The sequence below is a fragment of the Solwaraspora sp. WMMA2059 genome (assembly GCF_027497315.1).
GTDB lineage: Bacteria > Actinomycetota > Actinomycetes > Mycobacteriales > Micromonosporaceae > Micromonospora_E.
Window position 1 is genome coordinate 2,163,328 of record NZ_CP114908.1, and the last position, 13,563, is coordinate 2,176,890.

The 13,563-nt window shown below is 72.3% G+C and carries 12 protein-coding genes; 11 read left to right on the forward strand and 1 reads right to left on the reverse strand.

All coding sequences use genetic code 11. From position 1 onward, the window contains the following. The first annotated feature begins 119 nt into the window (after window positions 1-119). The 5 genes from aspS to O7553_RS09975 all read left to right on the forward strand — a co-directional run bounded on the left by aspS (window position 120) and on the right by O7553_RS09975 (window position 5,821). Window positions 120-1,940 (forward strand): aspartate--tRNA ligase, encoded by a 1,821-nt coding sequence (gene aspS, locus O7553_RS09955; RefSeq protein ID WP_281554527.1) that lies wholly within the window; start codon window positions 120-122, stop codon window positions 1,938-1,940. Between the two features lie 147 nt (window positions 1,941-2,087). Continuing rightward, the gene (locus O7553_RS09960; RefSeq protein ID WP_281554528.1) at window positions 2,088-2,708 is read left to right on the forward strand and encodes a winged helix-turn-helix domain-containing protein; all 621 of its coding nucleotides are present in this window, start codon (window positions 2,088-2,090) and stop codon (window positions 2,706-2,708) included. Then, entirely contained in the window at window positions 2,705-4,027 is a 1,323-nt protein-coding gene (locus O7553_RS09965) for an MFS transporter (RefSeq protein WP_281554529.1), read from the forward strand. Before O7553_RS09960 ends, O7553_RS09965 begins: the two co-directional genes overlap by 4 nt. After that, entirely contained in the window at window positions 4,027-4,221 is a 195-nt protein-coding gene (locus tag O7553_RS09970) for a hypothetical protein (protein WP_281554530.1), read from the forward strand. Before O7553_RS09965 ends, O7553_RS09970 begins: the two co-directional genes overlap by 1 nt. A 70-nt stretch (window positions 4,222-4,291) precedes the next feature. Beyond that, window positions 4,292-5,821 (forward strand): replication-associated recombination protein A, encoded by a 1,530-nt coding sequence (locus O7553_RS09975; RefSeq protein ID WP_281554531.1) that lies wholly within the window; start codon window positions 4,292-4,294, stop codon window positions 5,819-5,821. A gap of 904 nt (window positions 5,822-6,725) precedes the next feature. Here the strand turns inward: O7553_RS09975 and O7553_RS09980 are convergent. Beyond that, window positions 6,726-7,097, reverse strand: coding sequence for a hypothetical protein (locus O7553_RS09980; protein WP_281554532.1), 372 nt, complete (start codon window positions 7,095-7,097; stop codon window positions 6,726-6,728). 559 nt (window positions 7,098-7,656) lie between these two features. On the opposite strand from O7553_RS09980, the gene O7553_RS09985 reads away from it, so the two are divergent. The 6 genes from O7553_RS09985 (at window position 7,657) to mltG (ending at window position 13,562) form a co-directional block, all read left to right on the forward strand. Beyond that, complete coding sequence (locus O7553_RS09985) at window positions 7,657-8,310, forward strand: hypothetical protein (protein ID WP_281555553.1); 654 nt, start codon at window positions 7,657-7,659, stop codon at window positions 8,308-8,310. Window positions 8,311-8,415: 105 nt separating this feature from the next. Further along, window positions 8,416-8,877 carry a DUF948 domain-containing protein gene (locus O7553_RS09990; protein WP_281554533.1) on the forward strand — a complete coding sequence of 154 codons (462 nt, stop codon included), beginning with the start codon at window positions 8,416-8,418 and terminating at the stop codon, window positions 8,875-8,877. Window positions 8,878-8,893: 16 nt separating this feature from the next. Then, entirely contained in the window at window positions 8,894-9,199 is a 306-nt protein-coding gene (locus O7553_RS09995) for a hypothetical protein (protein WP_281554534.1), read from the forward strand. Continuing rightward, complete coding sequence (gene alaS, locus O7553_RS10000; protein ID WP_281554535.1) at window positions 9,196-11,880, forward strand: alanine--tRNA ligase; 2,685 nt, start codon at window positions 9,196-9,198, stop codon at window positions 11,878-11,880. Before O7553_RS09995 ends, alaS begins: the two co-directional genes overlap by 4 nt. A 15-nt stretch (window positions 11,881-11,895) precedes the next feature. Then, window positions 11,896-12,366, forward strand: a complete 471-nt coding sequence (gene ruvX, locus O7553_RS10005) for a Holliday junction resolvase RuvX (protein WP_281554536.1) — start codon at window positions 11,896-11,898, stop codon at window positions 12,364-12,366. Beyond that, entirely contained in the window at window positions 12,366-13,562 is a 1,197-nt protein-coding gene (gene mltG / locus O7553_RS10010) for an endolytic transglycosylase MltG (RefSeq protein ID WP_281554537.1), read from the forward strand. The genes ruvX and mltG overlap by 1 nt, the downstream gene beginning before the upstream one ends. The last annotated feature ends 1 nt before the right edge of the window (window position 13,563 follow it).

A 13,563-nucleotide genomic window follows, 5' to 3' on the forward strand; every position in this document is an offset into this window, starting at 1 on the left:
GATGGTGTCGGGCCCGGTGATGGTACGTGCCGGCGGGGTCGGGATCGGCGCGGACCGGTACCGGACGGGCTGACACAATGCGGAAGCAGTCCCGTACCCGCGATGAGGAGTTCCGTGCCGTGATTCGTACCCATGACGCCGGCGGCCTGCGCGCCACGCACGCCGGCACGACGGTGACGCTTGCCGGGTGGGTGGCCCGCCGGCGCGACCACGGCGGGGTCATCTTCGTCGACCTGCGCGACGCCTCCGGCGTGGCGCAGGTGGTGTTCCGCGAGGAGATGCAGCTGGCCCACGCACTGCGTAACGAGTTCTGCGTACGGGTGACCGGCGTCGTGGACCGTCGCCCGGAGGGCAACGACAACCCGGAGCTGGCCACCGGCGAGGTCGAGGTCACCGCGACCGAGCTGACCGTGCTGTCCGAGGCCGCGCCGCTGCCGCTGCCGATCGACGACCAGGTCGACGCCGGCGACGACGTGCGGCTGCGGTACCGCTACCTGGACCTGCGGCGTAGCGGTCCGGCCGGGGCGCTGCGGCTGCGGTCGCGGGCCAACCAGATCGCCCGTACGGTGCTGCACGACCGTGACTTCGTGGAGATCGAGACCCCGACGCTGACCCGGTCCACCCCGGAGGGGGCCCGCGACTTCCTGGTGCCGGTGCGGCTGCAGCCCGGCACCTGGTACGCCCTGCCGCAGTCGCCGCAGCTGTTCAAGCAGCTGCTGATGGTCGCCGGGATGGAGCGGTACTACCAGATCGCCCGCTGCTACCGCGACGAGGACTTCCGGGCCGACCGGCAGCCGGAGTTCACCCAGCTTGACATCGAGATGTCGTTCGTCACCCAGGACGACGTGATCGAGCTGGGCGAGTCGATCGTCGGCGCGCTGTGGCGGGAGCTGGCCGGGCACGAGATCACCGGGCCGGTGCCGCGGATCACCTGGCACGAGGCGATGGACCGGTACGGTTCCGACAAGCCGGACCTGCGCTACGGCGTGGAGCTGACCGAGCTGACCGGCTACCTGCGCGGCACGGCGTTCCGGGTGTTCGCCGGGGCGATCGACGCGGGCGGTTACGTCGGTGCGGTGGTGATGCCCGGCGGTGCCGCGCAGACCCGCAAGGAGCTGGACGGCTGGCAGGACTGGGCCAAGGCGCGCGGTGCGCGGGGCCTGGCGTACGTGGTGCTGGACGCCGAGACCGGCGGACCGCGCGGCCCGGTGGCGAAGAACCTGTCGGCCGAGCACCTGGGTGGGCTGGCCGACGCGGTCGGTGCCAAGCCCGGTGACGCGATCTTCTTCGCCGCCTCGACCAACCGGCGGGAGGCGCAGGAACTGCTCGGCGCCGCCCGGATCGAGATCGCCCGGCGGGCCAACCTGGTCGACGAGAGCGCGTGGGCGTTCTGCTGGGTGGTGGACGCGCCGATGTTCGAGCCGACGGAGGAGGGCGGCTGGACGGCGGTGCACCACCCGTTCACCTCGCCGACCGACGAGTGGCTGGACCGGTTCGACGGTGCACCCGGCGAGGCCCTGGCGTACGCGTACGACATCGTCTGCAACGGCAACGAGATCGGCGGCGGCTCGGTCCGTATCCACCGCGCCGACGTGCAGCGGCGGGTGTTCGACCTGCTGGGCATCAGCGAACAGGAGGCGGCCGACAAGTTCGGCTTCCTGCTGGAGGCGTTCAAGTACGGCCCGCCGCCGCACGGCGGCATCGCGTTCGGCTGGGACCGGATCTGCATGCTGCTGGCCGGCGTGGACTCGATCCGTGAGGTGATCGCGTTCCCGAAGACGCGCGGCGGGTTCGACCCGCTGACCCAGGCACCGACGCCGATCACCGCGCAGCAGCGCGCGGAGGCCGGGGTGGACGCCAAGCCGAAGCCGCCGGCCGGTGTCGCGCCGACCCCGGCCGCCGGTACGGCAGGGGTGGCCGCCCCGGTCGAACCCTCCTGATCCGACGACCCTGACCCTCGCGGGCCGGGTCCACGGGCGTTTCGCACGCCCGTGGACCCGGCCCGCTTCTGTCCGACCGGAGCGAACCGCAGAGAAAGCTTGCAAAGAAGTTGTGCACACAATCTCTGCAAAGCTATCGTGCATGGCATGGACGAACAGTTGTCGACGGTCTGGCTCAGCGCGGAGCAGGTCCGCACCCTGGCCCACCCGCTGCGGTTGCGCCTGCTCGGCGCGCTGCGGCTGGACGGACCCGCCACCGCCACCGCACTCGCCCACGAGCTGGGCACCAACACCGGAGCGACCAGCTACCACCTGCGCAAGCTCGCCGATGTCGGGCTGGTCCGCGAGGAGCCGGCCCGGGGCACCGGCCGTGAGCGCTGGTGGCGCTCGGTGCACCAGGTCTCCTCGTGGCGCGGCACCTCGTTCGACGACGACCCGGACGCCCGGGCCGCCGCCGACTGGCTCACCAGCTACTTCGTCCAGCAGTTCGTCCGGCTGGCCGAGGACTGGCACATGGCCCGTGACGGCTACCCGATCGAGTGGCGGGACGCCGCCGAGTACTCCGACTACATCCTGACCCTCACCTCGGACCAGCTGCGGCGGCTCAACGCCGACCTGCACGCGGTCGTCGAGCGCTACCGCGCCGACCCCGGCCCCGGCGACGGCGTGGCCGAGCAGGTGATGCTCTACACCTACGGCTTCCCCCGCGTCGTCAACGGCGACCGGGGCGGGTCTGCCGGGGACGGGTCGGTCGGAGGCGAGCCGTGACCGGGCTGACCGCCCGGCAGGTGCATCGGCGCTACCTGATCCTGCACGGCCTGCGCTGGGCACCCGTCGGGCTGCTGATCCCCGTCTGGGTGCTGCTGATGCTGGAGCGCGGGCTGACGCTGCCGCAGATCGGCCTGGTTGTCGCCGCGCAGGGGCTGGCCGTGCTGCTGCTGGAGCTGCCCACCGGCGGCCTGGCCGACGCGATCGGTCGCAAGCCGGTGCTGATCGGCGCGGCGGCGGCGAACCTGGCGTCGCTGTCGCTGCTCGCTGTCGCGGACTCCTTCGCCTTGTTCGTCGCTGTGATGCTGCTGCAGGGTCTCTACCGGGCGTTGGAGAGCGGGCCGTTGGAGTCCTGGTACGTCGACGCCACGCTCGCCGCCGACCCCGACGCGCGGTACGAAGGCGGGCTGAGTCACGGGGGAGTGGTGCTCGGCCTGGCGATCGCAGCCGGATCGCTGGCCAGCGGAGGTCTGGTGGCACTCGGTCCGGTGGGTCCGGTCAGCGCGCTCACCGGACCGGTGCTCGTCGCGGCGCTGTTCCAGGTCGTCGGCCTGGTCGGCCTGGTGCTGCTGCTGGTCGAGGCACGGCCGGCAGCCGGAGCGCCGGTCGCCGGGGGACAACCGGCGCCGGAGTCGACGGTCGGCGCGTCGATCCGGCGGGTGCCGTCCGTGGTTCGGGATGCGCTGGCGCTGCTGCGGCGTTCCCGGGTGCTGGTCGCACTGGTCGCCGTCGAGTTGTTCTGGGGGTTCGGCATGGTCGCCTTCGAGACCCTGATGCCGGTGCGGCTGGCGGAGGTGACCGGCGACGCCGAACGGGCGGCGGCGTTGCTCGGCCCGGTCGGTGCTTTCGCCTGGCTGGCGTCGGCCGGCGGCGCCGCGTTGGTGCCGGCGGTCGCCCGACGACTCGGTGCGCCGGTGACCGCCGCCGCGTTCCGCGTCCTGCAGGGGGCGACCGTGGTCGCGATGGCGCTGCTCGCCGGGCCGGTCGGGGTGATCGTGGCCTATCTGGCCTGCTACGCCATCCACGGTGCGTCGAACCCGGTGCACATGGGCCTGCTGCACCGGCAGGTGGACGGCTCGCATCGAACCAGCGTGCTCTCGCTCAACTCGATGGTCGCTCAACCGGCTGGTGCCCTCGGCGGGGTGGTGCTGATGGCGATCGCCGGTGCCGCCTCGGTCAGCCTGGCGATGCTGGTCGGCGCGGTCGTGCTGGCCGCGGCCGCACCGCTGTACCTGGTCTCGCCTGGTCCAAGCTGGATTGGCCGGCGCGGCCGTTGGGTATGGAACGGCCGACCGACTGAACCCCCCAGGAGGATCTGATGTTCGCCATCGCTGCGGCTGTCGTTTTCGGCTTCGCCCTGCTGCTCGACCTGCTCGACACCGATCTCGGTGCGCCCGACCTGTTCAACTGGAACACCATGGTGCTGATCGGCCTGCTCTGCCTGGCCCTGTTCTTCGCCGGGGTCGGTCGTGGCACCGGCGGCGGTTGGGCCCGACGCCGTCGGCGCAGCTGACCCCGGCTGTTCACTGGCCCGATCTCGGTGCATTTCCGGCGTCCGAGATCGGGCCGGTACTGTCTTGCTGATGGAGTCCGACGTCCTCTTCTCCTACCCCTCCGCCGAGCAGCGCCGCGACGCGCCGCCGGTCGGTGGCGGCGTGGCGGCGGGCGACTCCGGCTCCGGCCCGCCCGCGTCGGCGCCGTTGCCGGTACGGATGCGTCCGGCGAGCCTCGACGAGCTGGTCGGCCAGGAGCATCTACTGGCCCCGGGCGCGCCGCTGCGGCAGTTGGTGACCGGCACCGCGCCGATGTCGGTCATCCTCTGGGGGCCGCCGGGCTGCGGCAAGACGACGATCGCCCACCTGGTGGCCCGGGCCACCGACCGTCGTTTCGTGGCGATGTCGGCGCTGTCCGCCGGAGTCAAGGACGTCCGCGCGGTGATCGACGAGGCCCGACGGCAGCGGCGTACCGGTGGGTTGCCGACGGTGCTGTTCATCGACGAGGTGCACCGTTTCAGTAAGACCCAGCAGGACTCGCTGCTCGCGGCGGTCGAGGACCGTACCGTGACGTTGCTGGCGGCAACCACCGAAAACCCCCATTTTTCGGTCATCTCGCCGTTACTGTCGCGGTGTGTCCTGCTCACCCTGCGGCCGCTCGGCGACGAGGCGGTCCGTGACCTGCTCCGGCGCGCGGTGACCGACGAACGTGGACTCGGCGGCGCGCTGCGGCTGTCCCCGCCGGCCGAGGACCACCTGGTCCGGTTGGCCGGTGGCGACGTGCGCAAGGCACTCACCGCCCTGGAGGCGGCGGCCTCGGCGGCCACCGCGACCGACACCGGGGAGATCGACCTGCGTACCGCCGAGCAGGCAATCGACGTCGCTGCGGTGCGCTACGACCGCGACGGCGACGCCCACTATGACGTGACCAGCGCGTTCATCAAGAGCATGCGTGGCTCGGACGTCGACGCCGCGCTGCACTGGCTGGCCCGGATGCTGGTCGCCGGGGAGGACGCCAGGTTCATCGCCCGCCGGATCGTGATCTTCGCCAGCGAGGACGTCGGGATGGCCGATCCGGGTGCGCTGTCGGTGGCAACCGCGGCCGCCCACGCCGTGGAGTACGTGGGGCTGCCGGAGGCACAACTCAACCTCGCCCAGGCGGTGATCCACCTGGCCACCGCCCCGAAATCCAACTCGACCACGGCAGCGCTGGCGGCGGCCGTCGCCGACGTACGGGCCGGCCGGGGTGGGACAGTGCCGGCACATCTACGGGACAGCCACTACTCGGGGGCGCGGCGGATCGGCCACGGAGGCGGCTACCGTTACCCTCACGACGACCACCGGGGGGTGGTCACTCAGCAGTACCCGCCCGACGAACTCGCCGGTGTCGACTACTACCGGCCGACTGAGCACGGCGCCGAGCGGACGGTCTCCGCGCGGTTGCCGGTGCTCCGCCGGATCGTGCGTGGCCTGCCGCCCGACATCCGGGCGTTCGCTGGACGCACCGCCTCCGGCGCGTCCGCTGGTGCCGCCGAACCTGATCCATCCGTCCCAGCGTCCGAGGCTGGTCCGGTGCCCGATGACAGCGGCAGCGTTGCTGCCGGGGAGGTACAGCAGTGAGAGCGCGCGGTTCTGACCGCCCCGATCACCCCGACGAGCGTCGTGAGGGCAAGCCGAAGGGCCGTCGGTGGGGCCGGGCACAGGTCGAGGAAGAGGTCAGCGGCGAGGAGACCGGCTGGCTGGACGATCTGCGGACCGCCAAGGAACAGCGGATCGACATCGGACCCGGTGGTGCCCGAGTATCCGGAGACTCCTCGACGGACGGCCCGCCGTCCCGCTCGGCAGTTTCCCGGTCCGCTGCCCCGTCCCGTCCGCAGCCGCAGCCGCAGCCGTCAGCGGGTCCGGGTCCGCAGCCGACTGCCGGATCGCAGCCGCCTCCGGGTCCGCGGCCAGGTCCGGCCGCGCGGCCGCGCACCGGGCCGGGGCCGGCTGAGCCCGTCTTCCCGGCTGGCGCGAAACCGTCCGAACCCCCACCCGTCAGCCCCGCACCCGGTGGGCCGGCCCCGGTCTCCGGTGGGCCGGCCCCGGTCTCCGGTGGGCCGGCCCCGACCCCGGGTGGGCCGAGCCCGGCACCGGGCCGGTACCAGCGACCGCCCCAACGCCTGCCAGCGGCGGACACGGTCGTGCCGCGGTCCGGCAACGCACCGCCGTTGCCGCCGTCCGCGCCGCAGCGGCCATCCGGCGACCCCTTCGGCGGGCCCCGTTCAGCGCCGGGCACCCCGACCCGACCAACGTCCGGCCCCAGCGCCGATGGGCGCGACGAGACCCGGATCATTGCGCCGGTCAGGCCGTCCGGCGGGCGTCGACGCGCCCCGGAACCGGCGGACGAGACCGACGGCCGGGAGCGCCGTCCGGAGATGCCGCAACGTGGCCCGGCCGCCGGGGCGGACCGGGCGGGTCAGACCCGGCAGGGGGACGGCCCGGCACCATCGCGGCCGTCGGCCGGCCGGCATGCCTCGGCCGGTCAGCCGTTCGAGTCGGCCCGGCCGACCTCGGGCGGGCCCCGCCCGGCGCGGTCCGCGCCGATCCCCGGCCAGCCGTCCCGGGGCGGCTCCGGCGGCCCGTTGGCCGCTCCCGTGGTACCCGGGCCGGGCGGTGCCGTGCCACCGGCCCGTGGTCCGCAGCCTGACCCGGGCACCGACCAGCCGCCCCGGCCGGGGACCCGCCCGGCCGGCCCGCCGCCCGGCCACCCGGCCGGCCCGCCGCCCGCCACCCGCCCCGGCCCCGGCCGGGCGACGGTCCCGGCAGCCGGGCCGGCGTCGGCCGGCGTCGGCGGCGGGCCGCGGCCACCCGTGACCGGGCCGCCGGCCATCGACCGACGGGATCCGTACGCCACCGGTCCGATCCGCCCCGGCCAGCCGGGCCGATCCGATCCGCCGGGCCGTCCCAACGAGGCCGGCACCTTCGGTCATCCCGGTCATCCCGGTCATCCCGGTCATCCCGGCCGACCCGGCCGACCAGCTCAACCCGGGCCCGGCGGCATCGCGACAATGCCCGGCGCGCCCGCCCCGGCATCTGGCCGGCCGGTGTCCGGTGGGCCTGCCGGTGCCGTCGCGCCGCCGCACCACGATCGGCCGGTGCCTGCTCCGGCCCGCCCCGTTTCCGGTGCCGGCGGTGGGGCGACGGTGGCGCGGTCGGCGTCGGTACCGGTGCGGCCGGGTGGACCGGTGCGGCCGGGTGGTGTCGCCCCGGTGTCCGGCGGCGCCGCGCCGGTGCCGGGAGCCCCGCCGGTGCCGGGAGCCGCGCCGGTCTCTGGAGGGGGCGCCCCGGCCTCCGGTGGGGGTGGCACACCGGTCCGGTCCGGGCCGTACCGCCCCGACCGGTCGGGACCCGAGCCCTCCGACCCCGAGTCCTCCGGTGCCGGCCAGTCGGGTTCCGAGCAGGGTGGCCCGAACCTGCAGCAGCGTCGGCTGCGGGCGATGGCCCTGATCCTGGTCGCCGTCGTGGTGCTGGCCGCGCTTCCGCTCTACTTCGGCATCCGGGCGGCGACCCGCGACCCGGTCTTCAACTCCCTGGACGGGCTCGACGTGCCCGAGTGGGCGGCGCAGGAGCGTACCGACGCGGTCAGCGGGAGCCGTTGGTGCCTCATCGACTGCCGTTTCCGCGAGCGGACGATGACCTCCGAACGCGGTACGGAGGAGACCGCTCAGGTGTACACCGCGGCGCTGACCGACGCCGGATGGCTGCCGTGGGACGCCGAGTTGTGCCCGTCCCAGCCGGTCGACGGCCAGTACAACTGCTGGACCCGCGACGAACTCACTCTCGACCTGTGGGTCCGGCCGCCGGCCTGCTCGGACGACCTGCTGCTGCAACGGCCGACGGTGGAGCCGCCGTCCGGGGAGTCGACCGACGGCGAGTCGGCCGACTCGCCGCCGGTCACCGAGGCCGAGACCTGCACCGGTTCGGTCGTGTCGATCAAGGTACGCAACGCCATCGGCGACGACCGGATGAAGCCACAGCCGAGCATCGATCCGTCGCTCACCGGTGAGGATCCGGATCCGGTCTTCACCGACGACCCGCTGCTGGATCTGGAGGTCGAACCGTCGTGAGCGGACGACCATCACTGACGGTAGGGTCTGCACGGTGGTGCGGCGCGAGCTGACCGCCGTCAGGTGAGCAGCGGCGGCGAGGCGTCGTGACAGAGGAGGACAGGCATGGACGGTGGACAGATCGCGGCGCTGGTGGCGGCCGGAGCGTTCCTGATGCTCGTGCTGGTGCTCGCGGTGCCGATCCTGCGGCTGCGGCACACGGTCGACGCGGCGACGAGAGCGATCAACGACCTGAACGACCGCACCGGTCCGCTGCTCGGGCAGGTCAACACCTCGGTGGAGAACGTGAACACCGCGCTGGGGCAGGTGCACACCACGCTGGACGGCGTGAACGTCCAGCTCGCCAAGATCGACACGATGACCGGCCACGCGCAGAACGTCACCGCCAACGTGGCGAACCTCGCCACCGTCGTCTCGGCAGCGGCGGCCAACCCACTGGTCAAGGTCGCCGCCTTCGGGTACGGCGTACGCCGGGCCGCGTCCGCCCGCCGGCATGCCGAGCAGGAGCGCGACGTACGGGCGGAACTCAAGCAGCGGCGCCGGGCAGCCCGGCGCAACGCCGGATGACCGGGAGGACGCCGTCATGAAACGCCTGCTCTGGCTCGGTGTCGGCATCGCCGTCGGCGCGGTCGTGGTCCGCAAGCTGGCCCGGACCGCCCAGTCCTACACCCCGTCCGGGATCGCCTCCTCGGTGTCGGAATCCGCTGGTGGCCTCGTCGAGTCGGTCCGTACCTTCGTGGAGGACGTCCGCGAGGGCATGGCAGAGCGCGAGCAGCAGATCCAGGCCGCGTTCGCTGAGGGCGTGGCGTTCGACGACCAGTTCGCCGACCTGCGGGGTGACCCGAGCGTCGGTGACGTGGAGATATTCCCCCAGGAGGACGTTCGGTGAAAACGGCGGAGATCAAGCGGCGGTTCCTCGCGCACTTCGAGGCCAACGGCCATGCCGTGGTGCCGTCAGCTCCGCTGCCCGCGATCGATGACCCGAACCTGCTGTTCATCAACGCGGGCATGGTGCAGTTCGTGCCGTACTTCCTCGGCCAGCGGACCCCGCCGTACCAGCGGGCGACGAGCGTGCAGAAGTGCATCCGTACCCCGGACATCGACGAGGTCGGCAAGACGTCGCGGCACGGCACCTTCTTCCAGATGAACGGCAACTTCTCGTTCGGCGACTACTTCAAGGAGGGCGCGATCCCGCTGGCCTGGGACCTGGCCACCGGGCCGGTCGACGCGGGCGGGTTCGGCATGGACCCGGAACGGATCTGGGTCACCGTCTACCTCGACGACGACGAGGCGGCCGACATCTGGCGGCGCACCGGCGTACCGGCGGCGCGGATCGTGCGCCGGGGCAACAAGGACAACTTCTGGTCGATGGGCATCCCCGGGCCGGCCGGGCCGTGCTCGGAGCTGTACTACGACCGGGGCCCGGCGTACGGCCCGGACGGCGGCCCGGAGGTCGACGAGGACCGCTTCCTGGAGTTCTGGAATCTCGTCTTCATGCAGTACGAGATCACCGACGTGCGGAGCAAAGAGGTCTTCGACATCGTCGGCGACCTGCCGAAGAAGAACATCGACACCGGCATGGGCCTGGAGCGGATCGCGTCGATCCTGCAGGGGGTGGACAACCTCTACGAGATCGACGAGGTGCGTCCGATCCTGGACCGGGCGGCCGAGCTGACCGGCAAGCGGTACGGCGCGGGCTCCGGGCAGGCGGCGAGCGAGTCGCACCCCGACGACGTACGGCTGCGGGTGATCGCCGACCACGTGCGGACCGCGTTGATGCTGATCGGTGACGGGGTGACCCCGTCCAACGAGGGTCGCGGCTACGTGCTGCGCCGGATCATGCGTCGGGCGATCCGCTCGGTGCGGCTGCTCGGCTGGCAGGACCGTGCTCTGCCGGAGCTGCTGCCGGTGGCCCGGGACTGCATGGCGCCGTCGTACCCCGAGCTGGCCGCCGACTTCGAGCGGATCTCCTCGTACGCGTACGCCGAGGAGGACGCCTTCCTGTCCACGCTGCGCGCCGGTACCACGATCCTGGACACGGCGATCGCCCAGACCAGGTCGGCCGGCGGCGGCAAACTCTCCGGCGACCAGGCCTTCCAGCTGCACGACACCTACGGGTTCCCGATCGACCTCACCCTGGAGATCGCCGCCGAGCAGGGGCTCTCGGTCGACCAGGACGGCTTCCGCCGGCTGATGTCCGAGCAGCGGGCCCGGGCCAAGGCGGACGCGCAGGCCCGCAAGACCGGGCACGTGGACATGTCCGCGTACCGCGGGGTGCTGGACAGCGGTGGGCCGGTGGAGTTCACCGGCTACGCCGAGGTGTCCCGTGAGTCGCGGGTCCGGGCGCTGCTCGGCGCCGGCGGCGCCGCACTGCCCGCGGCCGGCGAGGGCGACGTGGTGGAGCTGGTACTGGACAGCACCCCGTTCTACGCCGAGGGCGGCGGCCAGCAGCCGGACACCGGCCTGCTCACCGTCGGCGCCGGCCGGGTGGAGATCTTCGACGTGCAGCAGCCGGTGCCGGGCCTGATTGTGCACCGGGCGCGGGTGGTCAGCGGCGAGCTGCGCGCCGGGGAGTCCGGCTACGCCGAGATCGACATCCCGCGGCGGCGGGCGATCTCCCGGTCGCATACCGCGACGCATCTGGTGCACCAGACGATGCGCAACGTTCTCGGCGAGTCGGCGACCCAGGCGGGGTCGCTGAACGCGCCGGGCCGGCTGCGGTTCGACTTCAACACCCCCGGCTCGGTCGCGCCGTCGGTGCTGCACGACATCGAGCAGCAGGTCAACGAGGTGCTGCTGCGTGACCTGGAGGTGAACGCGTTCATCACCTCCCAGGAGGAGGCGCGCCGGCTGGGCGCGATGGCGCTGTTCGGGGAGAAGTACGGCGACGAGGTCCGGGTGGTCGAGGTCGGTGACTACGCCCGGGAGCTGTGCGGTGGCACGCATGTGACCCGCTCCGGTCAGCTCGGTGTGGTGAAGATCCTCTCCGAGTCGTCGATCGGCTCCGGTGTGCGTCGGGTGGAGGCACTGGTCGGCATCGACGCGTTCAACTTCCTGGCCCGCGAGCACCTGCTGGTGGCGCGGCTCGCTGAGCTGTACCGGGTGCCGGCAGACCAGGTCGCGGACCGGGTCCAGCAGACTGTCACCCAGCTACGCGACGCCGAGAAGGAGCTGGAGAAACTGCGCGCCCAGCTGGTGCTCGGCGGCGCGGCGGCGATCGCCGGCCAGGCGCGTGACGTGCGCGGGGTTGCCTTCGTCGGCACCGAGGCGCCCGAAGGCGCGGCCGGCAACGACGTACGGACCCTGGCGCAGGAGATCCGAGGCAAGATCGACCCGGCCCGGCCGGCGGTGGTCGCGGTGGCGGTCCGGGCCAACGGCAAGGCGGCGCTGGTGGTGGCGGTGAACGCGGCCGGCAGGTCACGCGGAGTGTCCGCCGCAGAGCTGGTCAAGGGGGCGCTGCACGGCCGGGGTGGCGGCAACGCTGACCTGGCGCAGGGCGGCGGGCTGCCGGCGGCCGAGGCGGCGAACCTGCTGGTCGCGGTCGAAAAGGCGATCGCCGAAACGGCCTGAGATGAGCGATACGAGGTGAGCGGATTCGTCCGTGGACGCCGGCTGGGCGTCGACGTGGGGCAGGTCCGGGTCGGTCTGGCGATCAGCGACCCGGACGGCATTCTCGCCACCCCGTTGCTGACGGTGCGTCGGGACCTGTCGACCGGCGGCGCGACGGCACCGGCCGACCTGCCTACGGACATCGCGAAAATTGTCCAGATAGTCCATGAGTACGAGGTCATTGCGGTTATTGTCGGTCTGCCGGTGAACCTCGCCGGCCGCCACGGACCGGCCGCCGACGCTGTCAGCGCATACGTACGGTTACTCGAAGTGGCGGTGTCGCCGATTTCAGTCCTGACGACCGACGAAAGGATGTCGACGGTGGTCGCTAGCCGTAGGCTGTCCGAGCGGGGCGTCCGAGGACGGCGTCAACGTACGGTGGTCGACCAGGCGGCCGCCGTGGAGATCCTGCAGAGCTGGCTGGACGCGCAGCGGAGGCAGAAGTGATGATCGACGAACTGGACCTCGCCTTCGAGGACCGGGCAGACAAGGGCCGGCACCGTCGGGGCGCGCGGCGCAAGAAGGCGTCCGGCAGCGGCGGCCGGGGCAAGACCTTTGCCGCGCTGCTGGTCACCATGCTGCTGCTCGGAGTGCTCGGCGGCGGTGTCTGGTACGGCTTCGACCGGGTACAGGGCTACTTCGCGACCCCGGACTACGACGGCGGCGGCACCGGTGAGGTGGTGGTCCAGGTCCGGGCCGGCGACACCGCCACCGACATCGGCAACACCCTCGTCGAGGCCGGCGTGGTCAAGAGCACCAAGGCGTTCGTCAACGAGGCCCGGGACAACTCCCGCAGCCAGAACATCCAGCCGGGCTTCTACACGCTGCGTCTGGAGATGAGCGCGGCGACCGCGCTCGGCCTGCTGCTGGACCTGGAGAACAAGGTCTCCAACCGGGTGACCATCCCGGAGGGCCGTACCGCCAAGCAGATCTACCGGCTGCTGGCCGAGTCGACGGACATCCCCGCGGAGGAGTTCGCCACCGCAGCCGAGGACCCGCTGGCCCTGGGCGTGCCCGAGTGGTGGATGACCCGCACCGACGGGCAGGAGGTGACGGTCTCCGCCGAAGGGTTCCTCTTCCCGGACACCTACGACTTCGATCCCGACGTCACCGCCCCGGAGATCCTCCGGGTGATGGTCAACCGGTTCCTGACCGTCACCGGTGAGCTGGAATACGCCGACCGGGTGCAGGCCGAACGCGGCGGGATCAGCCCGTACGAGGCGTTGATCGTCGCGTCACTGGCGCAGGCCGAGGCCGGTATCGCCGAGGACCTCGCCAAGGTCTCCCGGGTGGCGTACAACCGGGTGTACAGCGAGACCTTCCCGTGCAGCTGCCTGCAGTTTGATGTGACGGTCAACTACTACTGGGAGCTGACCGGCCAGGAGACCAAGGCGTCCAAGGACATGACCCGCGAGGAGCTGTACGACGAGAGCAATCCGTACAGCACCCACGCGCACAGCGGGCTGCCGCCCACGCCTATCAACAACCCGGGCAAGGCCGCCCTGGAAGGGTCGATCAACCCGCCGGACGAGGACTGGGTCTACTTCGTGGCGATCGACAAGGAGGGCCGCTCGGCGTTCGCCGAGACCCTCGACCAGCACAACCAGAACATCGAGATCGCCGAGCAGAACGGCATCCTCTGAG